We start from the raw sequence: 23563 nt of genomic DNA, 5'->3' as shown, positions 1-23563 counted from the left end.
TTTATAACAATAAATTTTATATAAATATTGCCGTAATTAACTAATGAATAATCAGTCAGAATCTAAATTGTCTTTTTTTAAACGAATACCTCACGCAATAACAATGCTATTTGGTATTATCATTTTCATCACACTTTTAACTTACCTACTTCCGGCAGGAATGTATGAAAGAATTATAGTAAATGGAAAAAGCACAGTTGTACCTAATTCTTATAAAACGATTGCATCTACGCCAATTGGAATATTGGATATGTTTAAAGCCATTCCTTTAGGATTTAAAGCTGCTGTAGAAATTATTTTTATTGTACTAGCAGGTGGAATTATGTTTGGTTTTATGGATAAAACTAAAGCAGTAGAAAATGCTGTAGGAACTTTAGTAAAAAAGTTAGGTTTAAAAAATAAATATCTAATTATTGTAATCATGACATTCATCTATGGCTTACTTGGTATTGCCATAGGTTACGAGAATAATATTGCAATGGTGCCTATTGCAGCTGTGTTAAGCTTAGCTTTAGGTGGCGATTTAATTCTAGCAGCAGGCATTTCAGTAGGTGCAATGACTGTAGGTTTTGGTTTATCACCGATAAATGCTTATACTGTTGGAACTGGACATAAAATTGCAGAATTACCAATGTTTTCTGGAGCTTTATTACGAAGTATTCTTTGTTTTACAGCATTATCGATAATGGCGTATTATAACGTACGTTATTTTAAAAAAATTACTTCAGATCCGAATAAAAGCCTAGGAAAAGATCTTGACACAAATGAATTGTCTTTATCCAAACCAATCGATCAATATAAATTAACTACCAATAATTGGTTGGTTATTTCTATCTTTTTTATCGGCTTATCCATCATTTTATATGGAGTTTTTAACCTGAATTGGTATATCAACGAACTCTCGGCTGTATTTTTAATGATTGCACTTCTAAGTGGTTTAGTCTCAAAAATGAGTGCAACTAAAATGAGTGAAACGGTTTTAAAATCAGTAAGTATTGCCGCACCAGGTGCTTTTATGGTAGGTTTTGCAACTTCTATAAAAGTATTAATGGAAATGGGAAATATTGGTGACACAATATCATACCAACTTTCTACAATTCTAGAAGGCTTGCCATTACACGCATCAGCTGTTTGTATGGCAATTTCACAATCAGTGATTAACTTTTTTATTCCTTCTGGAAGCGGACAAGCATTAGCGACTTTACCGGTTATGCTTCCTCTTGGAGAATCATTAGGTTTAACACGACAAGTAACAATTTTGGCATTTCAAATAGGAGACGGATTATCAAATTTAATTAATCCGACTTTAGGCGGACTCATAGCAATGTTGAGTATGTGTAGAGTTCCTATAGATCGATGGATACGATTTATATTTCCAGTATTAATCAGTTTAATTGGAATTGCCTTTTTAACATTAATTATAGCAGTAGCAATAAATTATAGCTAAATATGACCATAGAAAAAATTCTAGCAAAACTAGTATCATTTCCAGTACTTGGAGGTGAAAGTAATTTAAATATTATTCACTGGATTCAAGAATATATCGAATCATTTGGAGTAGAAACACATTTGGTTCCTAATGAAGAAGGAAATAAAGCTTCTTTACATTGTAGAATTGGTCCCGCTATCGACGGCGGAGTAATTCTATCTGGTCATACTGATGTTGTTCCTGTTGCGGGTCAAAAATGGGAGACAGATCCTTTTACATTGATAGATAAAGGAGATGGAAAACTTTATGGAAGAGGATCTTGTGATATGAAAGGTTTTGTAGCTTGTTGTTTAGCTGTATTACCTAAAATGATTAAAGCAGACTTAAAAAAGCCAATCTATTTTGCTTTTTCTTATGATGAAGAAATTGGTTGTTTAGCTGGTACTGAATTGGCGAATACAATTAAAAACTTTTATAAAGAAACTCCAAAATATGCAATCATTGGTGAACCTTCTTTAATGGAACCTATTGTCGGTCAAAAAGGAATTTATATTCTAGAGACTTACGTTAGTGGTTCAGAAGGTCACAGCAGTAGAATTAAACAAGAAGTTAGCGCTATTCACGAATCGATGCGTTTAATTCTTTGGTTAGAGAATAAAATGAATCAGTTAATCGCTGATAAACAATTTGATGATCGTTTTCACCCTCCACATTCTACAATTCATATTGGTCAAATAAGTGGTGGAATCGCACCAAATATTATTGCAGATAAAGCTCATTTTTACTGGGATTTACGTACTGTTCCTATGGATTATGTATATGAAATTGTTGCTGAATTTGAAGCATACTGTAGAGAAAGAGAATCAGAATTGAAAAAAGTATTTCCAGATTTTTCTATTAAAACTATTGAAAATCATCCGTCTGTTCCACATTTAGATACAAAAGATGATGCAGACGTTGTCAGATTAATTAAAAGTATATGTGGACGTTCGAAATTAAATACAGTTGCTTATGCTTCGGAAGCTGGTCAGTTTGCAAATGAAGGTTTTCAATCTGTAATCTGCGGACCAGGATCTATAGCACAAGCACATAGAGCTAATGAGTTTATAGCAAAAGAACAATTAGCAAAAGGAATTGAAATGATAGAAAAACTAGTTCAGGAATTATCTTCTGAAGCTTTCAAATAAAATAAGTCTAATCAAATAACATAATTATAAAAATTATAATATAAATAGTTTTAAGAATACGATTATCAAAATTAGTTAATCGTATTTTTTATTTCATATATCTCTAAATTACTATATTGGCTCACATTTTAATTGAATTAAATTTCTTCTTAATACTTTACAAACATTGGACCCAAAACAATTTGAATCGTTAATCCAACATTTTAAAAATAAAATTTCTTTATCAGAAGCAGAGGAACAGTTAATCATTTCTAAACTTAGAAGCAAACGTTATTTGAAGGGACAATATATCATTCAGGAAGAAGATGTGTACAAGTATCAAACGTTTATTGTTAAGGGAAAAGTTAAAACATTCTATATGGCTGAAGATGGGAATGAGCATGTGATCGCTTTTGGTTTGGACAATTGGTGGGTTGGTGATTTATGTAGCTTTACTACACAAACTCCAGCTATGTTTAATACAGTTTGTTTAGAAGAAACTCAAGTCACTCAAATTTCATATGAAGCAATGGAATTCTTGTATAATGAAATTCCACAGTTAGAAAAGTATTTTCGATTAATACTAGAAAAAGCATATGGAAATACTACAAAAAGAATCGTTCGAAATCACGCAATGTCTGCAAGAGATAGATATGTATTATTTACAGAAGAATACCCAGAAATTGTAAATCAGGTACCACAATACATGGTTGCTTCTTACTTAGGAATTACTAAAGAATTTTTAAGTTCAATAAAAAAACAACTATAATTACTTTATTAACAAGTTGAATTATTATTAAGAAGAAATCATTGTTATGTAAAATGTTAAGCTATCTTAATATGTTTTGTTAATGTAACTTATTTTTTTTCAGAATAATCTGGCTGAACTTTGTAAGTGTAAAACAAGAACTGTAAATCAATTGATTAATGCTTCAAATTATACTTAATAAACTAATCAGTCACTTTATAATGAAAAGAATAACCTATTTTGTATTACTCTTACTTTCCACAATTTCAGTAGCTCAAAATATTGAGTTAAAAGAACAACCAAAATTCAGTCTTTTTAGAGCTAGTGAAAACTATGAGTACTTAAAGGAACATGAAAAGTTTAAAAAGGACTTTTTCGATCCCATAAAATTCATTCCTTTAAATGAGAATAAAGATATCTATTTATCATTAGGAGGTCAAATACGACCTCGTTTCGAACACTATTCTAATAGACTTTGGAACGGAGAAGAAGATCAAGATTTTTATTCACAAAGATTGTCTTTTCACACCAATTTAGTCCTTGGAAAACATTTTAGAATTTTTAGTGAATTATATCACGGATATACAAGTCATGAAAAAGAATTTGTAGAGTATGATGAATTAGATTTTCATCAATTCTTCGCTGAATTTATTATTCCATTTAAAAATCAGAGCAAATTATCTGTAATTCTAGGGAGACAAGAACTTGGATTTGGAGCTGGAAGGTTAATAGGGTTTAGAGAAGGTCCAAATATTAGAAGAGCTTTTGATGCTTCTCGAATCATTTTTTCAAAAAGTAAAACGAACATACAAGCCTTCTACGGTAAAGAAGTAAGACCAACTTTTTCTGCATTCGACAATGAATTTACATTGTTTAATGATAATACGAATAATCCCAAATTATGGGGATTGTATAGCCAATTTAAAATACCTGGATTTAACGGAATGAACGAAATTTATTATTTAGGTTATCAAAATAATAATGCAACATTTAATGATGTTACAGGTGAAGAAAATAGACATACTCTTGGTTTACGCCGTTTTGGAAAAATTGGTAAACGATTTCAATACAATACAGAACTCATCTATCAATTTGGAAAATTAGGAACTAATGATGTTAGTGCATTCAATTTAGAAAGTGATTGGCATTATAAACTTATCAATACAAATTGGTTATGGAATCCTGGATTAAAACTAGAATACACGAGTGGTGATAAGAATATTGGTGATGGAAAAATAAACACATTCAATCCACTATTTGTTAATCCTGCATATTATAGTCTTGCAGCATCAATTACTCCTGTCAACTTAATATCATTACATCCATCAATTTCAGCTAAACCAACTGAAAAATTAAAAATTTATGCTGAATGGGCATTCTTTTGGAGAGCTTCCGAAAATGATGGTTTATACCAACCCCCACGTTTTATAAATAGACTTTCTAATGGAATTACAGCAAGAGATTTAGGTAACCAGTTTGGATTCAAGGCTTCTTATGAATTCAATCGTCATTTATCTTTTGATCTAGACATGAGTTACTTCATCGCTGGAACTTTTCAAGAGAATAATGGAAATAGTGAAAATATCTTTCATTTTGCCCCAACACTGAATTACAAATTTTAAATACAATAACTATTAAATACTTCATAAATGAGATTCTTAAATAACATTACAAAACTGTTTGTATTAACATTACTAGTTAGCTGTAATGCACAACAAACAAAAGGACCAAATCCTAAGGAAGAATTGGTTACTCAAACTAATAACTCACCAAACTCATTACCTGGAGCTACAGTGATGTCATTTGGGCCAGAAAATGTACTTTTTGTAGGTGATAGTAAATCTGGAATGCTTTATGCAATCCCAACAACGGCAAAAGAACTTAAAGAACCTACAGCATTTAATTTAAAAGGAATAGAAAGAAAAATTGCAAAATTACTTGGTGTAATTCCTTCTGATTTAATTTTTAATGACATGCAAATTCATCCGGTAAGTCAGGAAGCATATATCGCCGTAAAACGAGGATTTTCTCCTGATGCTGAAACCGTAATCGTGGCAATTAATCCAACAGGAGATAGTTTGAAATTAGTTGATGTTAGTAATAGAACGAGCATCAAAATTAAAAATACGAGAACAGATGAGTTTGAATTATATGGTAGAAGTTCAGTTCGTTTAAATATTACAGATATCGATTATCATGATGGATTTGTATATGTTGCTGGTTTAACCAATGGAGAATTTGCTTCCAACTTAAGGAAAATTGCATATCCTTTTAATAACTCGCAAGAAGCCGTTTCTGGAATTGAAATTTATCATGCAGTTCATACACAAAAGGAAACAAGAGCTCCAATTAGAACGATGGCTTTTGAAGAAATTAATGGAGAATCAACATTAATTGCAGCTTATACATGTACTCCTTTAGTAAGTATTCCAACTTCAGAAATTAAAAAGGGCAATCACATCAAGGGTAAAACTGTAGCAGAACTTGGTTATGGAAATACACCAATTGATATGATCACATTTACGGCTCAAGAAATGGACGGAAGTTTTGATAAAAAATTATTAATAATACACAAAGAGAGAAGTGCAAGTTTAATTTCTTTGAAAGATTTCGCAGAAGCCAATAAAGGTGAAGGAATGACTTCAGGGTTTTCAATGGGACCAGAAGGTGTAAAAATATTTCCTGTTCCGATGTCGGGTACGATGCATGTTTCAGAACAAAATCAAATGATGATTACCGCTTTACAACGAGATATGGATACTGGTCAAGTAAACTTATTATCTGAATTAAAAGGAGCTTATTTCAGATTAAGCAATTTCGATAGTGAATATGAATTCCCAGATTTTAAATATGGAGAAAAAGATCCTTGGAAAAGCTTCCACAACATGTTAAAACCAATAGAAGGATTTCCTGAATTAGTCAAAGAAAAGTAATTTTTCAATACCGAAATCACAGGTATAAATTACCTGTGATTTTCAATCCATTATTCATATGATACGTGTTTACTTTCTTCTTTTTGTCTTATGTTTCTTAATAAAGATTTCATTAACCAGTCAAAACTCAAAACTTATCGTTAAAAAAGATAAACTGATTTTGAAGAACTGGAATTTTCAAAAGAAACATACAAAAGTTTACTTATTAGATTCATCAAATCAAGATCATACAAAAACAGAGATAGTTGGATCATTTGTAACACAAACTAATTCAATCATTTTTATACCAAGATTTCCCTTTCTACAAGGCAAAACTTATATCATTAAAACGAATGATGACCAGCAAGAATTTTTAGTTCCTAAAAGTGTAAGAAGTAAACCCGTAGTAACTGCAGTTTATCCCACAAAGAACAAAATTCCAGAGAATATACTTCGTATGTATATTCAGTTTTCAAATCCAATGAAAACAACTGGAAACTTAAAAAACATCAAGCTCTATAATTCAACAGGAATAGAAGTAAAAGGAGTTATATTTAATAACGTTTATGAACTTTGGAATGAAGCACAAACACAATTAACCATAATATTTGATCCATCAAGAGTTAAAACGGGATTGAAGATTAATGAAAACCTTGGTCGTGCTTTAGAGTCAGGTGAAAACTATAAAATTGTTGTTTCTAACTTAGAAGATATTTATGGTCAAAGACTAAAGAATTCTTACACTAAACATTTTTATGTGACGGAAGAAGATACTCAATCACCAAATCATGAAAAATGGACCTTAAAATCTCCTAAAGCAAATACTACTGAAAGTCTAAATATTGATTTTAAAGAAAGTATTGATATGATGTCTTTACAAAACAGATTGTTTGTTTTTTCATCCGGTAATGATAGAATTGATGGTAAAATTAAATTTAATAATAACGAGAAGTCTTGGAAATTTATTCCTAATCAAAAATGGACAAAAGGAGATTACATACTTAAGATCAATTCAAGATTATCAGATCCTTCTGGAAACAACTTAAACGGATTATTTGATCATAAAATAGGAAGCTTAAAATATCATCAAGAAGGAAAAATTCAAAAATTAAAATTCAACATCAAATAACTGAATTACAAATTAGTACAATTAGCAAAAGACTAATTTAATTAGTAAATTTAAGAAATCACTTTACATCATGAATTTTGAATTAAAAAACAATGAAACCTATGAGCAATATGAATTTCATGTTGATAATCATATTGCCAAAATTGAATATAAAATAAACGTTCAAGCTCAAATATTTTTGACACACACAGAAGTTCCAAAAGCTCTTGAAGGTAAAGGAATTGGTTCGGCGTTAGTAAAAGCTGTTTTGAGCGATATTAAAGAAAAAGATTTAAAGCTTGTTCCGCTATGTCCTTTCGTAGCACATTACATTAAAAACCATCCAGAATGGAAACAACTTCTTTCAAAGGGAATTAATATTTAATCATTTAAAACAACCAACCATGGACAAAGAAATTATCAAAGAATATTCAAATGGTGAATTAACCATTGTATGGAAACCTAAAACATGTATTCATGCTGCAGAATGTGTAAAAGCATTACCAAAAGTTTATAATCCTAAAGCTAGACCTTGGTTGAAAATTGAAAATGCAACAACTGAAGAGCTAAGAGCTCAAATTAAAAAATGCCCATCTGGTGCTTTAAGCTATTATATGAATGATAAGGATAATAAAGAAGCAGAAACCTTAGAAACCAAAGTCGAAGTACTTGAAAATGGTCCGTTGTTAGTGTATGGAACACTGAAAGTAACAGACAAAGATGGAAATACAGAAGCAAAAAATAAAACCACAGCATTTTGTCGATGTGGACATTCAGATAATAAACCTTATTGTGATGGTGCGCATATTAAATCAGGGTTTAATGGGTAATAACAAATCTTATGGATAGAAAAAAGTTTTTAAAAAACTCATTATTAGCAGGATTGTTTACGGCATTTGTACCAAAGTTAAGTAGTACAAACTCTAATAATCCTAAAAAAAATAATAATCAAATCGGATTTAATCATATTCCGAATAAGGAGATTAAAACAATGAAAACAGTTTTACATAAAGCAAATACAAGAGGACATGCTAATCATGGTTGGTTAGATTCACATCATTCTTTCAGTTTTGCAAATTATTACAACCCAGAACGAATGAATTTTGGCGTACTTCGTGTACTGAATGATGATATTGTTCAAGGTGGAAAAGGTTTTGGCACTCATCCGCATAGAGATATGGAAATCATTTCAATTCCACTAGAAGGTGATTTAGAACATAAAGATAGCATGGGAAATAATGCTGTTATAAAACAAGGAGATGTTCAAGCCATGAGTGCTGGAAAAGGTATTTATCATAGTGAGTTCAATAAGAACCAAGAGACAGATGTAAAATTCTTGCAAATTTGGATTGTACCCAATCAACAAAATGTAACTCCAAGATATGATCAAATTTCAATTAAAGACTTAGCTACAAAGAATTCATTCTACCAAGTTTTATCTCCAAATCCAGATGATCAAGGAGTTTGGATTCATCAAAATGCTTGGATGTATTTGGGAGATTTTGAAGCTAATTCAAAAACAACTTATAATATTAATAAAAAAGAAAATGGTGTTTACGCTTTTGTTCTTGATGGAGAAGTAGAAATAGAAGGTCAATCTTTAGAAAAAAGAGATGGTTTCGGATTATGGGATATTGAAAGTTTTAATTTGACATCTAAAACCAATAGTAAAGTTTTACTCATAGAAGTACCTATGAATTCTATAAACTAAAAGGAAAATTAAAACCAAGAGCATGATAAAAAAAGTACCTGTAAATTTACAGGCACTTTTTTATAATTATCTTCTTCTAGATTTGTATTTTAAATCTCTAGCTTTAATGTTTTTAGTCCACATTTCTTTTCCATCTTTATTTAAAATTTGAATGGTTAAAACTCGATCAGTACGAGGACCACTAACTTTCATTAATCCAAAATTATGTTCACCAACTAGGGTTTCTTGCAATTTATAATTATTGAACTCTTCTTTACTTGCATGCGCTCCAGAAGTTAAAGGAGAACAAGTCAAATCATATAAAGGGTAAACACTACTACTTTCTTTCATAACACTTAATGCTGTGTGATGACGATCTCCATCTAAGAAAATAACACCTTCAATTTTAGCTTCTCTAATTTTACGAATTAAATAAGCTCTCTCTTTTGGAAAAATAGCATAGTTTTCATGCATCGCTTCAGAACTTAATACTTGACCTCCGATAGCAATAAATTTAAAAGGAGCTCTACTAGATGATAATGAATTAATTAACCAATCTATTTGTTCTTTTCCTAACATTTGACGCTCTCCTGTAAAGTTTCTATTTGCCGTTCTGTAATATCGGTTATCTAACATAAAAAAGTCTAAATCTCCCCATTGAAAAGAACCTGTAATTCCACCAGTTCCTAAAGCATCGTAATTAGGATTTCCCCAGAAAAGTTTAAACATTTCTGCAGCTGTGTTTTTTAAAGGAAAACTTCCATCAGAATCATTCGGACCAAAGTCGTGATCATCCCAAATTGCATAATTATGTGTAGAAGCCAATAAAGGTTGTAATTCTTTTAAAGATCTTGTATGTGTGTATCTGTGTAAAAAACCAGTACGAGAACTCCAATCGGCTTCTCTTAAATATGTGTTGTCACCTAACCAAAGCATAAAATCTGGTCTTTTAGAGTGAATGGTTGTAAAAATCTCATAATTACTACCATAAGGTTTCCCGGGTCTATCAAAACGAGTTTCATTAATATAAGCACAACTTCCTATAGCAAAATTAATTTCAGGAGGATCTGTTCTCCATTGCCAAAGTGTTTGCGATTGAAATTCCATTGGGTAATTTTTTTTCACTTTTTTACCATTTACATACACCTCATATGTGTATTTTTTTCCTGGCAATACTTTATCGGCTATTAATTGAGCAACAAAACCATCTTTTTTGTTGGTTGTATAAGTATCGGTTTTAAAACGTTCCTTTGGATTTTGTTTATCAAAATATTCAAAATGAACTTCAGAAGCTTTAGTAGTTTGGACCCATAATAAAACTTCACGCATCGTTGAATATCCTACCATTGGTCCCGATTGAATTTTATCTTGAGCAAAACCAACATAGCCAGAAACTGTTAGTAGTACAACAAGAAATAACTTTTTAATCATGAAATAAAAATTAATGTAATTATTGATTTAGTAATTAGACAAAGTTAAAGTTATTGTTTGATATAATGTTTTTAAAAGATAAAGAAAGCATTAGAGTAATATGATCTTCTGATAAAATTCTCTTTTAAAGAACAATGACTATATTTATAACACCAAATAAAATACGATCACTAATGAAATCACTAAACTCTATTCTAGTATTAATTACCTTATCTTTTGTAATCTCTTGTAAGGAAAAGACTGAGGCTAAACCTAAGGTTGAAACTCCGGTAGCAGAAAAGACGATAAAAATTAAAGGAGAAGAAGTTACTTATGCTTCCGATTCAACAAATTTGAAAGGTTACATTGCTTTTGATGAAAATAACAAAGGGAAACGCCCAGGTATACTTATTGTTCACGAATGGTGGGGACATAACGATTACGTAAGAGAACGTGCAAATATGTTGGCAGAATTAGGATATACTGCCATTGCTGTTGATATGTATGGAGATGGAAAACAAGCAAATCACCCAAGCGATGCAGGTAAATTTGCTGGAAATGTAATGAAAAACTTACCTGTAGCAAAAAAGCGTTTTAATGCTGCTGTAGAATTATTAAAAAATCATGAATCAGTAAATGGAGAAAAAATAGCTGCTATCGGATATTGTTTTGGAGGAAGTGTAGCATTAACTATGGCTAACAGTGGTTTTGATTTAGATGCTGTTGCAGCTTTTCATAGTGGAGTTGCATTACCGGTAATGCCAAACAAAGATTTAAAAGCTCAAGTTTTAGTTTGTAATGGAGCAGATGATCCTTTTGTAAGTCCTGAATCTGTAACAACTTTTAAATCAGCTTTAGACTCAATAGGAGCGAAGTACCAATATTTTTCTTATCCAGGTGCTAAACATAGTTTTACTTCTAAAACTGCTGACGAAAATGGTAAAAAGTTCAATTTACCTTTGGCGTATAATGCAGAAGCTGATAAAAAGTCTTGGAATAGTTTACAAGACTTGCTTAAAAGTGTATTTAATGATTAATTTATTTTGTTTTTACATTAATAATCATTATATTGTTAGTAATAAACCGATAAGGTAATTACCTTATTTTAAGTCCCCCAAGGTTTTTTAACCTAAAAAGTCTCTTGAAGTTAAAATCAAGAGACTTTTTATTTACAGTATCAGTTGTTTTTATTTCATTTTAATAGCTCCAATACCAGCTTTCCATAATTTTTCATTAAATCTAGGAATCGTATTATGAATTAAATCTTCCGCTGTCTTTTTTAAAGTGTTCCATTGTTTATCTAATTCTGTTTTAGTGTCAATTGAAGCCTGAGTAACTTTTGGTAAGCTTCCACTAGTTTGATTCATTAAGAATAAGTATTCTGCAGAAAATTTATTTTCAAAATTTTCAACATCATCATAAGCTTGAGATCTACGTTGAACCATCAATTCATCCCAAGCTTTTATTTCTTTCAAAAGTTTTTTTCCTTCTGCTACTAAAGATTCATTGTTATTTCCTTTTTTCATTTGTTGAATAGACTTCTTAATGTCTTTAGATATATTGTTTAATAAGTTAACCTTAGTATGCATATCTGTAACACTAGCTTCCATCTGACTCATAATTTGATCATATTCTTCAAATTCAGCCTTAGTAATATTATAATTTGGATTCTCTTTTATAACAGCAGTTGTTGTGTACGTTTTTCCATCATAAGATAATTTCATTGTATAAGTACCAGGAGCAACTCTATGACCTCTGAAATTAGCTTCAATATAAACTTTAGGAACACCTGGAACTATTTTATGTTGCATATTCCATACAAAACGATTCAATCCTTTTTTCTTAGATAACCTTGGAGCTCTAGGTGCACCACCTCCATTGTGAGGAATATAGTTTTTATCACTTTCTGAAGTATAGGTATTTATAGTTTTACCTTTATCATCAAGAACAGTTAATGTTACAGGTTTAGATTTATCTATTGAAGGTAAATCATAATACAATTCAATTCCATTTGCAGGATTAACACCTACAAAGTTTTGCATACCATTAAAACTAGAAATATTACCACTCATTCTACTTCCCCAATTTCCATAGTAAATAGGTTCAGGAGTATATACTTTAACTGTTTTATTGTTCTTTTTATACTGAGAGAGTAATGATAAATTATCTAAAATCCAGAAAGCTCTACCAGAAGTAGCTACAATTAAATCATTCTGATGTACTTTTAAATCTAAAATTGGAGTTACGGGAAGGTTTCTTTGGAATGATTCCCAATTTGCTCCATCATTAAAAGAGATATAAACACCTAATTCAGTACCTGCATATAATAAACCTTTTTTAGTTTTATCTTCTCTAATAACTCTTGTATGAGCACCATAAGGAATTCCAGTATTGATAGATTTCCATGTTTTACCATAATTTGAACTCTTAAATAGGGCAGGAGTATAATCACCCAATTTATATTTAGTAGTTGCTATATAAACTACAGCAGGATTATGTGGAGATACTTCAATTGCGTTTACTAAAGTTTCTCCAAGATTTTTAGGTGTAATATTTTGCCATGTTTTTCCATTATCTTTAGTAATATGAACCAGACCATCGTCACTTCCTGAATAAAAAACTCCTTTTTCATGTGGTGATTCTATTAAATAACTAATAGTACCATAATTTTCTGCTCCAACGGCTTCATTAGTATAAGGTCCACCACCTTTTCCTTGTTTTTTATCGATATTTCTAGTTAAATCAGGAGAAAAGTGTGTCCAGTTTTTACCTAAATCTGTTGATTTTAAAACTAATTGAGCTCCATGAAAAATTGTGTTTGGTTCATGTTGAGACCAAATAATTGGAGCATTCCAATTGTACAAATATTTCATATCTCTAGCAGCTTTTCCTAAATATTGAAGCGGAGCTGCCATAATATTAGTACTAATCATATTTTCCATATCCAAAACTTCAATAGTTCCTAAATAACTACCTCCAACAACAATTTTTGGATTGTTTTTATCAAAAGCTAAAAAAGCACTTTCTCCACCAGCAGATCTTGTCCAATTACGCTCAGAAATACTATAACCAGTCATATTCATACTGGCGATTCTGATAGAAGAATTGTCTTGTTGACCAGCATAAATGTTATATGGAAATAAATTATCTACATTAATTCTATAAAACTGAGATGTTGGCATAATGTTTTGAGTAGACCAACTTTTTCCGAAGTTATAAGAGATTGCAGCACCACCATCGTTTGCTATCACCATATTTTTTGAATTGTTTGGATTAATCCATAAATCATGATAATCTCCATGAGTTCCGGTAATTCTTTCCCAACTTTTTCCTCCATTTTTAGAGCGTAATGCAGGAGCACTTAACACATATATAGTTTCTTCATCCTTAGGATCTATAAAAACTTCAGTATAATACCAAGCACGTTGTGTTAATCTGTTATCTCCACTTGCCAAAGACCAGCTTTTTCCTGCATTATTAGATACATATAATCCACTATTGTCTTTTTGTGTATCAACTTTCTACTAAAGCATATACCTTATTACTATTACTTCTAGAAACAGCAACAGCTAATTTTCCAAGTTCTTTTGGTAATCCTTTATGTATTTTTTTCCATGTTTCACCTGCGTCATCAGATTTATAAATTCCACTTCCTTCGCCACCACTTATCATTTTCCATGGTGTTCTTTGGTGATGCCATAAAGCAGCATATAAAATTTGTGGATTATTAACATCTATTGATAGTTCTGAAGCTCCAGAAAAATCATTTACAAATAAAGTTTTTTCCCAAGTTTTACCACCATCGATAGATTTATAAACACCTCTCTCTGAAGTAGGGGAAGAGTATTTTCCTTGTGCGGCTACATAAACAATATCAGGATTGGTTGGATGTATTAAAATTCTTGAAATTTGTTCAGTTTTGGTTAATCCAATATGTTTCCAAGTCTTACCAGCATCTGTTGATTTATAAACACCATCTCCATAGGAAGTCATTACTCCACGAATAGCATGTTCACCCATTCCAACATAAATAATATTTGGATTACTTTCTGATGTAGCAACAGCTCCAACAGAACCTGTTTTAAAAAATCCATCACTTATATTCTTCCAATGTTGTCCTGCGTCTTCTGTTTTCCAAAGTCCTCCTCCTGTAGTTCCCATATAATAGGTGAGTGGGTTATTTGCAACTCCTGTTGCACTCACAGAACGCCCACCTCTAAAAGGTCCAATGTTTCTATATTTCATGGAAGAGAAGTATTGATTAGTCTCTTGAGCAAAAATCAACACAGGAAATGAGATTAAAAGAACAATAATCCTAAAATTCATATTATAAAAGTATTAGGTTGGTTTTAGTAAAAGCATGTAAAATAACAAGAATTATTCTTTAAGTTTTGTTAAACCTCATATTAAAATTATGGTTTTTTTAAAATTAAACAGATTATTAATTAGACATTAAATTGAAATATGAAACAGGAAAACCCTTGTATATTAATTAAATATATGTTAATCATTAATTTTTTTTATTATTTTTGTTTAAGATATGACTAAAAAGTATTAAACATTATATACAAATAGATCAATGATCGTTGGGGGAAATATGGTTACTTGATCAAAAAGCCTACGAAATTTTATCGTAGGCTTTTTTACTTTTATTTATAAAAGGTGTTTTACCTGTATTCATAAACAGTTAATTATCTTATATTTATATCATACTTTCTTTCCCCCGAATCTTCACACGAAGATTAGAAAGTCTCTCGAATACTTATCTATATTGAGAGACTTTTTTTATTTTAATAATCTATTTTCTTCATAACTAATTCATATTTTTTATTTTAGAAATATGGAAAATCAATTTTTAAAATCATCATACTATCTAAATTATGAACATCCTGTAATTCAGGATATAGTTAAAAATTTTCGCCATTTAAATTCAGAGCAAGAGAAAATAGAACAATTATATCTTTTTGTTAGAGATCATTGGCGTTATAACGCTTATAATATAGGACTTACTGCTAATCATTTTAAAGCAAGCACAATAGCAAAGAAAAAAGATGGACATTGTATTGATAAATCTATCCTATATGTTGCTTGTTTAAGAGCTTTAAATATTCCTGCCAGATTACGTTTGGCTAAAGTTTCTAATCATATAGCCATCGATAAGTTGATTGAAAAACTTGGAAGTAATGAAATAGCTCCACATGGACTTACAGAGGTTTTTTATAATGGAAATTGGGTTAAATGTTCTCCTGCATTTAATAAAGAGTTATGCGAAATATTTCAAGTAGATGTTTTAAATTTTAAAGGAACTGAAGATTCAGTATTTCAACAGTTTAATAATAAAGATCAAAAGTTTATGACTTACCTAGAAGATTATGGGAGTTTTGAAGATATTCCTTTAGATTTTATTAAAAAAACATTTCAAAAAAATTATCCTAAACTCTATGAAATTTTTAAAAACGATACTGAAATTAAAATAGAATAGAATAAGAAGTCTTAAGAATTAAAAGTATTATTTTTATCAACTTTAAAAATTGTCTCTTATGTTAAAAAAAGTTTTATTCTTCTGTCTAATTTCTATTCCTTTTTTAAGTTGGGCAGGTAATGGTTTTATTACCACCTGGAAGGTTAGTTCAGAAGATCTTAGTATTACCATTCCTACAGATTTTTATGGTGAGAAATATCAATATTCTGTAAATTGGGGAGATGGAACATTAGACACAGATTTAACAGAAAATGCAAAGCATACTTATGCTAAACCTGGTACTTATACAGTAGAAATCAATGGAGTTTTTCCATCTATTTATTTCCGAAAATTAGGAATGAAAATTAAAGAGGCTTCTAAGTTGTATTCTATCGAACAATGGGGAAACATTGAATGGAAAAGTTTTAGTTTCGCCTTTATGAACTGTAGAAACCTAGTATGTAATGCTATTGATACACCTAATCTAAAAGGTGTTACAGATTTTTCTTTTATGTTCCATGGTGCTGATAATTTCAAAGGAAATATTAATAATTGGGATGTATCTAATATTACAGATATGTCAGGAATGTTTATTGGTGCTGATAATTTTAATAGTAGAATTGATAAATGGAATGTTTCTAATGTAACTGATATGTCTATGATGTTTTATAAAGCAACATCATTTAATCAACCTATTGAAAATTGGGATGTTAGTAAAGTCGCTTACATGTCCAAGATGTTTTCTTGTGCTTATGCATTTAATCAACCTATTGGAAATTGGGATGTTTCTAATGTAACTGATATGTCTGAAATGTTTGCTAGTGAAATACCTTTAGAATATCATTCATTTAATCAACCTATAGGAAAATGGAATGTTACAAACGTTACCAATATGTCATATATGTTTACTGAAGCAGTGGCGTTTAATCAATCTTTAGCTAACTGGAATATTGAAAATGTAGAGGAAATGTACAATATGTTTGAGTATGCAAAAATTAATGTTAATAACTATGACGCTACATTAATAAGTTGGGCAAAACAAAACGTAAAGAGAAATATTAGTTTGAATGCTTACAATCTAAAATATTGTAAAGGAAAAAATGCAATACAACAATTAATCGAAAAGTATAATTGGAGTATCAAAGAAGATTCATTTTCTTGCGATTAAAATACAGCCAATTTTTTTGTAAAATTTACAATTGCTGAGAATCGCGTATTTGAAAATTCACGATCATTTATACTGTATACTAAATTCTCAGAGATTAGAGTTTCTTTGATGTATTATCAGTATTTCTTATAAATTAATCCCTAAGTATAATTTTTTGTGATACATATTAAAAACATTTCTTTCATGAGATATTTATTTTTGTAATTGTATTTTAAATCCTCAAACTTGTTAGAAAAAAAACGAGAATTAGTTCAAAAACAATTTATAGAAACAGATTATTTTATATTCTGTTTGGAAGGTGTAAATGACGTAGAAATTGACATTGTTACTGACACTCAAAAAAAGTTAGAAGAATTAACAATGGATTATGGAATTACTAGTATTCATAAAACTTGTGATACCATAGAAGATCTAGAAAATAGTTTAAACGCATTAGTTTTAGATGATCATAATTTCAAGAATTATGAAATCATTTATCTAGTTATGACTGGTGAAGCCAATAGTATTTGTTTGAACGATTATTATTATAGTTTACAGGAAATTGCTGAGATTTTTGAAGGAAGACTTAATGATAAAATATTACATTTCTCTAATGCCAAAGTACTTGATTTAGATGAAGATGAAGCTCAATATTTTTTAGATATAACTGGAGCTAAAGCCATTTCAGGTTACGGATACGAATTCAATGGAATATCTAGTGCAAATCTAGATAAAGTATTCTTTAATTTGTTTAATGAAGATGATGATATGTTTGAAGTTGTAGAAAAACTACACCGAAAATGCTATAAATTATGTAAATTATTAGACTTCAGATTATACTACTAGATTAACAACTTTTTAACTACACTAATTTATACTAAATCCTTTTGCGCTATTTAAATTTGTTTCGAAGAAAAGAAAATTTTAATTTTTTTCTCTTACATAAAATAGTAATATCAAATTTTAATTGATATGCTAAAATTTAGATATAAATGAATTATACATACAGTGGATATCCAGAGAATGGAAGGTTTATTTTAACCGATTTCAATTGTGCTTCTTTTGAAAACCGTTTGGGTTTAGGGAGTTTTTATAAAATAATTTGGGCTAAAGATCAAGATATTAAAATTGGCATTGATGGCTACTCAATGTTACTTAAAAAAAACAATGTCTTATTTTGTACTCCATTCAATATAATTCAATTAGAGCCTTATATTCAAGGCGCTATATCTTTAGTTTTCGAAAGAGAATTTTATTGTATTAGAGATCATGATCATGAAGTATCTTGTAATGGTTTTTTGTTTTTAGGATCATCAGTTCCAGCGACTGTTTCATTATCTGAAAAAGAAATTAAAAGTTTCGAATCTTTGTTCATGATTCTCGAAGAAGAGTTTGAAACTAAAGACCATATTCAAGGTGAGATGTTAAGAGTATTACTTAAAAGACTTTTAATAAAATCGGTTAGATTATTGAAGAAAACTATTATTGAACCTGGTATGACTCAATCTAAAATAGACGTTATTAGGCAATATAATCTACTAGTTGAAGCACATTTCAAAGAAAAGCATAAAGTTTCTGAATATGCATTATTATTAAATAAAACACCAAAAACATTATCGAACTTATTTGCTAAATATAATGACAAAAAGCCTTTACAAATTATTAATGAACGTTTAATATTGGAAGCTAAAAGGTTACTTCAATTCTCTGAAAAATCTTCAAAAGAAATTGCTTTTATCCTAGGGTTTTCTGAAGCATCACATTTTTCAAAATTTTTTAAAAATCATGTTGGTGTTTCCCCTATGAATTTTAAAAAAGAACAATAAATACTTTTTACTAAGATCTCTTGTTTTCATATCCTAATTATTAGGAAAAATATACATTAAATTAGGTTAAATGTAAATCTTTTGCCTTAGTTGACTCATTTATTTTTGCTACTCTCATTAAAGAGAAATAGAAACAACAATAAATTATAAATTAAGAAAAATGAGTTTATCAAATCAAGAAAATGAAATTTTAGGGAAAGTGAATGACGTTTTAGCCTTATTAGCTAAAGGTGAATTTATTAAAGCAATGACCGATTATTTAGCAGATGATGTTCAACTTTTTGAAGGAAATAACCCGCCTAAAGTTGGAAAAGATTTCTGTATTGCTGAAGAAGAAAAATTATTAAGTACTGTTGTTGAATTTGGTGGTTACAATGTTATTAGTGGTCCTGCTGTAAAAGATGACACAACTTTTTATGAAGTTGTAATGGAATTTAAAACAAATGACGGTGTTTCTCATAGGTTTGAGCAAGCGGTTCGTTCGCAATGGAAAGATGGTAAAATTATTAATGAGCGTTACTATCACGCTTAAAACAATAAACAAGGCAGTTAATTCTTAACTGTCTTTTTCTTATCTTAATTACTTATTAATCAAAACAATATTCCAATGCTAAAAATAGAAGTAGCTAAATTATCTAAGCTTAAAGAAAACAAACCAGAACATGCTTTAGTAAAAAATACAGACTTAGTTATTACAAAGCATAAAACAGGAATTTCTATTTTGTATGGTAGGTGCTTACACAGAGGAGCTTTAATGTCTGATGGTTATGTAGATGGACATAATTTAATTTGTGGGGTTCATGGTTGGGATTATAGAGTAGATACAGGAGTTTCTGAATATAATAATAAAGAAGTATTACATAAATTTCAAGAATATATTGAAGGTGACAGTATTTATGTTGATGAAAATGAAATTATAGCTTTTGAAGTTAATCATCCACAACCTTTTAATCGTGATGAATATTTAGGTGAGTATGCAGACACACATCCTGAAGATACAGAGCCATACACAGGTTATATCAAAGAACTAGCTAAAAATGGTTTAAGAAACATTGGTCACCATGGTTTCTCAGCCTCTATGGGAGTTGATAGAAATACATTACCTAAATGGAATGATATTCAGTTTCTACCAGCACAATTAGCAACAAGACCATTATTAGATCACGAAAATGTAAATACAAAAGTGATAATTGGGCCTAATGCCAAAAAACCTTTAGAATTAGATATTCCTTTATTCGTTAGTGATATGAGCTTTGGAGCATTGTCACGCGAAGCAAAAATATCTTTAAGTAAAGGAGCTGAATTAGCAGGAACAGGAATTTGTTCAGGAGAAGGTGGCGTACTTCCTGAAGAACAAGAAAACAATTCGAAATATTTTTATGAATTGGCTTCTGCTCAATTTGGTTTCTCTAGGGAAAAATTAGACAATGTACAAGCATTTCATTTTAAAGCCGGGCAAGGTGCAAAAACAGGTACTGGAGGACATCTTCCTGGTAGTAAGGTAACTAAAGAAATAGCAAAAGTTCGTGGTCTTAAAGAGGGGGAAACTGCAATATCTCCAGCAGCAAATCCTAATTTTCATACTGTTCAAGATTATAAAGATTTCAGTAATAAAGTTCGTGAACGAACTGGAGGAATACCCATTGGATTTAAAATTGCTGCTAGTCATATAGAAGCTGATATCCAATTTGCTATAGATTGTGATGTAGATTATATTATTTTAGATGGTAGAGGAGGAGGAACAGGTTCAGCTCCTACAATATTAAGAGATCATATTAATGTGCCAACAATTCCTGCTTTAGCAAGAGCCAGAAAATATTTAGATAAAGTTGGAGCATCTCATATTACATTAATTATTACAGGAGGTTTACGTGTTGCTGAAGATTTTGCAAAAGCTATGATGCTTGGAGCAGATGCCATTGCTGTTTCAAATTCTGCACTACAAGCTATTGGCTGTCTTGGTATGCGTGCTTGTGGTTCAAATAATTGTCCAGTTGGTATTGCAACTCAAAAAGAATCATTACGTAGCAGAATAATTATCGACTCTTCTGCAAAACAATTACATAACTATTTTGAGGCTACTAATAGCCTTATTAAAGTAATTGCCAGAGCTTGTGGATATGATGATATTTCTAAATTTAATCATAACGATTTATCAACTTATGATACTGATATGCATAAACTAACAGGAATCAATTATGCAGGCCTAAATTTAGACAAATAATGGACAATTGGTATTTACCTATTACAATATTACCAGGAATAGGCTTATTAATTTTATCTACTTCAAATCAGTTAATAGCCTTAAGTAACGAGATTTCTGATCGTTTGAAATTAGATTCTTGTGATGATGAAATTAGTAATCGTAAACTCAGGCAACTCAAATTATTAAATAAAGGTTTGGTAGGCTTATATATTGGCGCTGGTGCAATGGTAACCTCAGGAATCATCTCTGGTATTCAAAACTTTTATAGTTTTTCAAATACATTCGGAGTCATAATTATGCTTATTGGTGTAATAAGTATATTCATTTCTTTAGGGTATCTAATCACTTATTCATTAAGAGCCGTAAAAATAAGACAAGAACAATTTAAAAAATCTACATATTAAAATGGCAGAAAAAAATATCGTTTGGTACAAAATTTTAGGTAATAAAAATGAATTACCTGAAGGTAGAGTAAAAACTGTTACAGCAAATCATAAAGGAATTTGTTTAACACATTATAAAGGAAAATTTTCTGCTTTAGATAATCGTTGTCCACATCAAGGTGGTCCTTTAGGAGAAGGTTCTATTGAAAATGGAATGTTACGTTGTCCTTGGCATGGTTGGGATTTTGATCCTTGTACAGGGAATTCGCCAGGGGGACATGATGATGGAATTGAAACATTTCCTATTAAAGAGGAAGACAATGCTATTTTTGTTGGTTTAGAAGAAGAGGCCCCGCATACAACTACTATTTCTGATGTTATGGTAGAAACTATGATTAATTGGGGTGTTACTAAAGTTTTTGGAATGGTAGGTCATTCCAATCTTGGTTTAGCAGATGCCATGAGACGTCAAGAAAACAAAGGGAATCTAAATTTTTATGGCATAAGACATGAAGGAGCTGCTGCTTTTGCAGCTTCTGCATATGGTAAACTAACGGGTAAACCAGCTGCTTGTTTTTCTATTGCTGGCCCAGGAGCAACTAATATGTATACAGGTCTTTGGGACGCAAAAGTAGATAGAGCACCAATTTTAGCTTTAACAGGTCAGGTAAAAACTCAAGTTGTAGGTACAGGTAATTTTCAAGAAGTAGATTTAGTACAAGGATTTAATACTGTTGCCGAGTTTAATCAACGTGTTCAAAGTGATAGTCAGCATTCAGAACTCATGTCATTAGCTATAAAACATGCTATTTTAAAAAGAGATGTTTCTCATTTAACATTCCCTGACGAAGTTCAAGAGTTACCTACAAAAACGAATAGTAAAGCCAAAACACCAGACAAACGAATTACATCATTACAAATTGCTCCTCCAATAGCAGCTATTAATGATGCTGTAGCATTAATTAAAAAAACAAAACGTCCTGTAATTATTATGGGGCATGGTGCTAGAGAACATAAACAAGCAGTTGTAAAATTTGCTGAAAGTTTAAATGCAGCTGTGGTTACCACTTTTAAAGGAAAAGGGTTAATTTCTGATAATCATGAGCTCGGATGTGGTGTCTTAGGTAGAAGTGGAACTCCAATTGCATCTTGGTTTATGAATGAATCAGATTTATTAATAGTATTTGGTGCTTCTTTTTCTAATCACACTGGAATTACACCTAAAAAACCGATTATTCAAATTGATTTTGATCCTTTAGCATTAAGTAAATTCCATAAAATAGATGTTGCTGTTTGGGGAGAAATATCAAGAACCTTAGCTATTTTTAATACCGAATTAGAAGGACAAATAAATATACATGATCAACGAAATGAAATAGCAAAGCGTTGGTCTATTTGGAAAGCTGAAAAACAAAAAAGACTATTAGAAACTTCAAATAATGGTATTAGTTCTATTGCCATTTTTGAAGCCATGAATCAACTTACACCCGAAAATGCAGTGATGTGTGTAGATGTTGGTAATAATGCGTATTCTTTTGGTCGTTATTTTGAACCTAAGAATCAAGATTTTTTAATGTCTGGTTATTTGGGTTCAATTGGATTTGCTTTACCAGCTTCCATAGGAGCATGGGCTGCAGTAGGGGATTCTAGGCCTGTTGTTGCAGTAGCGGGTGATGGAGGTTTATGTCAATATCTAGCTGAAATAACAACGCTAGTTAAATACAATATGCCCGTAAAAGTTATTGTAATTAATAACCATGAACTTGGTAAAATATCTAAAGAACAACGTGCAGGAGAATTTGATGTATGGAAAACTACATTATCAAATCCTAACTTTTCTGAATTCGCAGTATCATGTGGTGCTTGGGGAAAACGTGTTGAAAAACAAGAAGATTTACAAACTGTAATGGAAGAGTTCTATAAACAGCCTAAAACAGCTGTGTTAGAAATTATAGCAGATGTAAATCTGATCTAAAGTCAACCACAGAAACAAGCCATATTATTTTTCGTAGGCATAAAACATAACATAGTATTCGTGTTATGTTTTATGCCTATAATTATATTTATATGTCAGTTT

At 30.5% G+C, this 23563-nt stretch carries 21 protein-coding genes; 18 read left to right on the top strand and 3 right to left on the bottom strand.

Translation table 11 applies throughout. The annotated features are described in order from the left end of the window. The first annotated feature begins 43 nt into the window (after nt 1-43). From Q1A46_RS04910 to Q1A46_RS04870, 9 genes are all read left to right on the top strand, one after another. On the top strand, nt 44-1447 hold the full coding sequence (locus Q1A46_RS04910; RefSeq protein ID WP_299674705.1) for a YfcC family protein: 1404 nt from the start codon (nt 44-46) through the stop codon (nt 1445-1447). A 2-nt stretch (nt 1448-1449) separates the two neighbouring features. Beyond that, complete coding sequence (gene argE, locus Q1A46_RS04905; RefSeq protein WP_299674703.1) at nt 1450-2616, top strand: acetylornithine deacetylase; 1167 nt, start codon at nt 1450-1452, stop codon at nt 2614-2616. Nucleotides 2617-2782: 166 nt separating this feature from the next. Further along, entirely contained in the window at nt 2783-3364 is a 582-nt protein-coding gene (locus tag Q1A46_RS04900; RefSeq protein WP_299674700.1) for a Crp/Fnr family transcriptional regulator, read from the top strand. A gap of 200 nt (nt 3365-3564) precedes the next feature. Then, nucleotides 3565-4965, top strand: coding sequence for an alginate export family protein (locus Q1A46_RS04895; protein WP_299674697.1), 1401 nt, complete (start codon nt 3565-3567; stop codon nt 4963-4965). Between the two features lie 27 nt (nt 4966-4992). Beyond that, entirely contained in the window at nt 4993-6276 is a 1284-nt protein-coding gene (locus Q1A46_RS04890) for a hypothetical protein (RefSeq protein ID WP_299674694.1), read from the top strand. Between the two features lie 160 nt (nt 6277-6436). Further along, nucleotides 6437-7384 (top strand): hypothetical protein, encoded by a 948-nt coding sequence (locus Q1A46_RS04885; protein WP_299674691.1) that lies wholly within the window; start codon nt 6437-6439, stop codon nt 7382-7384. Between the two features lie 70 nt (nt 7385-7454). Continuing rightward, nucleotides 7455-7748, top strand: a complete 294-nt coding sequence (locus Q1A46_RS04880; protein WP_299674688.1) for a GNAT family N-acetyltransferase — start codon at nt 7455-7457, stop codon at nt 7746-7748. 19 nt (nt 7749-7767) lie between these two features. After that, nucleotides 7768-8193, top strand: coding sequence for a (4Fe-4S)-binding protein (locus Q1A46_RS04875; RefSeq protein ID WP_299674685.1), 426 nt, complete (start codon nt 7768-7770; stop codon nt 8191-8193). Nucleotides 8194-8354: 161 nt separating this feature from the next. After that, nucleotides 8355-9074 (top strand): pirin family protein, encoded by a 720-nt coding sequence (locus tag Q1A46_RS04870; RefSeq protein WP_299674740.1) that lies wholly within the window; start codon nt 8355-8357, stop codon nt 9072-9074. A gap of 66 nt (nt 9075-9140) precedes the next feature. On the opposite strand, the gene Q1A46_RS04865 is transcribed toward Q1A46_RS04870, so the two are convergent. Next, entirely contained in the window at nt 9141-10484 is a 1344-nt protein-coding gene (locus Q1A46_RS04865; protein WP_299674682.1) for an alkaline phosphatase, read from the bottom strand. A 173-nt stretch (nt 10485-10657) separates the two neighbouring features. On the opposite strand from Q1A46_RS04865, the gene Q1A46_RS04860 reads away from it, so the two are divergent. Further along, nucleotides 10658-11500, top strand: a complete 843-nt coding sequence (locus tag Q1A46_RS04860) for a dienelactone hydrolase family protein (protein ID WP_299674679.1) — start codon at nt 10658-10660, stop codon at nt 11498-11500. Between the two features lie 150 nt (nt 11501-11650). On the opposite strand, the gene Q1A46_RS04855 is transcribed toward Q1A46_RS04860, so the two are convergent. Both Q1A46_RS04855 and Q1A46_RS20920 read right to left on the bottom strand, forming a co-directional pair. Next, the gene (locus tag Q1A46_RS04855; protein ID WP_306420506.1) at nt 11651-13918 is read right to left on the bottom strand and encodes a sialidase family protein; all 2268 of its coding nucleotides are present in this window, start codon (nt 13916-13918) and stop codon (nt 11651-11653) included. A gap of 58 nt (nt 13919-13976) precedes the next feature. Next, nucleotides 13977-14789, bottom strand: a complete 813-nt coding sequence (locus Q1A46_RS20920; protein ID WP_306420505.1) for a hypothetical protein — start codon at nt 14787-14789, stop codon at nt 13977-13979. Nucleotides 14790-15303: 514 nt separating this feature from the next. On the opposite strand from Q1A46_RS20920, the gene Q1A46_RS04850 reads away from it, so the two are divergent. The 8 genes from Q1A46_RS04850 to Q1A46_RS04815 all read left to right on the top strand — a co-directional run bounded on the left by Q1A46_RS04850 (nt 15304) and on the right by Q1A46_RS04815 (nt 23461). Next, nucleotides 15304-15945 (top strand): transglutaminase family protein, encoded by a 642-nt coding sequence (locus Q1A46_RS04850; protein WP_299674677.1) that lies wholly within the window; start codon nt 15304-15306, stop codon nt 15943-15945. A 58-nt stretch (nt 15946-16003) separates the two neighbouring features. After that, entirely contained in the window at nt 16004-17092 is a 1089-nt protein-coding gene (locus Q1A46_RS04845) for a BspA family leucine-rich repeat surface protein (protein WP_299674673.1), read from the top strand. A 264-nt stretch (nt 17093-17356) separates the two neighbouring features. Then, a complete protein-coding gene (locus tag Q1A46_RS04840; protein ID WP_373456495.1) occupies nt 17357-17917 on the top strand; it encodes a DUF6642 family protein in 561 nt (186 codons plus the stop codon). 146 nt (nt 17918-18063) lie between these two features. After that, on the top strand, nt 18064-18897 hold the full coding sequence (locus tag Q1A46_RS04835; RefSeq protein WP_299674667.1) for an AraC family transcriptional regulator: 834 nt from the start codon (nt 18064-18066) through the stop codon (nt 18895-18897). A 160-nt stretch (nt 18898-19057) separates the two neighbouring features. Next, nucleotides 19058-19429, top strand: a complete 372-nt coding sequence (locus Q1A46_RS04830) for a hypothetical protein (RefSeq protein WP_299674664.1) — start codon at nt 19058-19060, stop codon at nt 19427-19429. A 75-nt stretch (nt 19430-19504) separates the two neighbouring features. Beyond that, entirely contained in the window at nt 19505-21121 is a 1617-nt protein-coding gene (locus Q1A46_RS04825; RefSeq protein ID WP_299674661.1) for a glutamate synthase-related protein, read from the top strand. Next, entirely contained in the window at nt 21121-21507 is a 387-nt protein-coding gene (locus Q1A46_RS04820) for a hypothetical protein (protein ID WP_299621023.1), read from the top strand. Before Q1A46_RS04825 ends, Q1A46_RS04820 begins: the two co-directional genes overlap by 1 nt. A gap of 1 nt (nt 21508) precedes the next feature. Further along, a complete protein-coding gene (locus Q1A46_RS04815; RefSeq protein ID WP_299674658.1) occupies nt 21509-23461 on the top strand; it encodes a thiamine pyrophosphate-binding protein in 1953 nt (650 codons plus the stop codon). Nucleotides 23462-23563: the final 102 nt, after the last annotated feature.

It is taken from the genome of uncultured Tenacibaculum sp., assembly GCF_947502995.1.
In the GTDB taxonomy this organism is placed as follows: domain Bacteria; phylum Bacteroidota; class Bacteroidia; order Flavobacteriales; family Flavobacteriaceae; genus Polaribacter.
Note: the sequence above shows the minus strand (reverse complement) of the source record. Positions and strands in the feature narration are given on the sequence as shown.

Bases quoted from the DNA above. Each gene is read 5' to 3' on its own strand.
- Q1A46_RS04870 (WP_299674740.1), top strand. From the start codon at position 8,355: ATGAAAACAGTTTTACATAAAGCAAATACAAGAGGACATGCTAATCAT.
- argE (WP_299674703.1), top strand. From the start codon at position 1,450: ATGACCATAGAAAAAATTCTAGCAAAACTAGTATCATTTCCAGTACTT.
- Q1A46_RS04865 (WP_299674682.1), bottom strand. From the start codon at position 10,484: ATGATTAAAAAGTTATTTCTTGTTGTACTACTAACAGTTTCTGGCTAT.
- Q1A46_RS20920 (WP_306420505.1), bottom strand. From the start codon at position 14,789: ATGAATTTTAGGATTATTGTTCTTTTAATCTCATTTCCTGTGTTGATT.
- Q1A46_RS04890 (WP_299674694.1), top strand. From the start codon at position 4,993: ATGAGATTCTTAAATAACATTACAAAACTGTTTGTATTAACATTACTA.
- Q1A46_RS04860 (WP_299674679.1), top strand. From the start codon at position 10,658: ATGAAATCACTAAACTCTATTCTAGTATTAATTACCTTATCTTTTGTA.
- Q1A46_RS04910 (WP_299674705.1), top strand. From the start codon at position 44: ATGAATAATCAGTCAGAATCTAAATTGTCTTTTTTTAAACGAATACCT.
- Q1A46_RS04820 (WP_299621023.1), top strand. From the start codon at position 21,121: ATGGACAATTGGTATTTACCTATTACAATATTACCAGGAATAGGCTTA.
- Q1A46_RS04875 (WP_299674685.1), top strand. From the start codon at position 7,768: ATGGACAAAGAAATTATCAAAGAATATTCAAATGGTGAATTAACCATT.
- Q1A46_RS04880 (WP_299674688.1), top strand. From the start codon at position 7,455: ATGAATTTTGAATTAAAAAACAATGAAACCTATGAGCAATATGAATTT.
- Q1A46_RS04845 (WP_299674673.1), top strand. From the start codon at position 16,004: ATGTTAAAAAAAGTTTTATTCTTCTGTCTAATTTCTATTCCTTTTTTA.
- Q1A46_RS04825 (WP_299674661.1), top strand. From the start codon at position 19,505: ATGCTAAAAATAGAAGTAGCTAAATTATCTAAGCTTAAAGAAAACAAA.
- Q1A46_RS04830 (WP_299674664.1), top strand. From the start codon at position 19,058: ATGAGTTTATCAAATCAAGAAAATGAAATTTTAGGGAAAGTGAATGAC.
- Q1A46_RS04850 (WP_299674677.1), top strand. From the start codon at position 15,304: ATGGAAAATCAATTTTTAAAATCATCATACTATCTAAATTATGAACAT.
- Q1A46_RS04815 (WP_299674658.1), top strand. From the start codon at position 21,509: ATGGCAGAAAAAAATATCGTTTGGTACAAAATTTTAGGTAATAAAAAT.
- Q1A46_RS04895 (WP_299674697.1), top strand. From the start codon at position 3,565: ATGAAAAGAATAACCTATTTTGTATTACTCTTACTTTCCACAATTTCA.
- Q1A46_RS04835 (WP_299674667.1), top strand. From the start codon at position 18,064: ATGAATTATACATACAGTGGATATCCAGAGAATGGAAGGTTTATTTTA.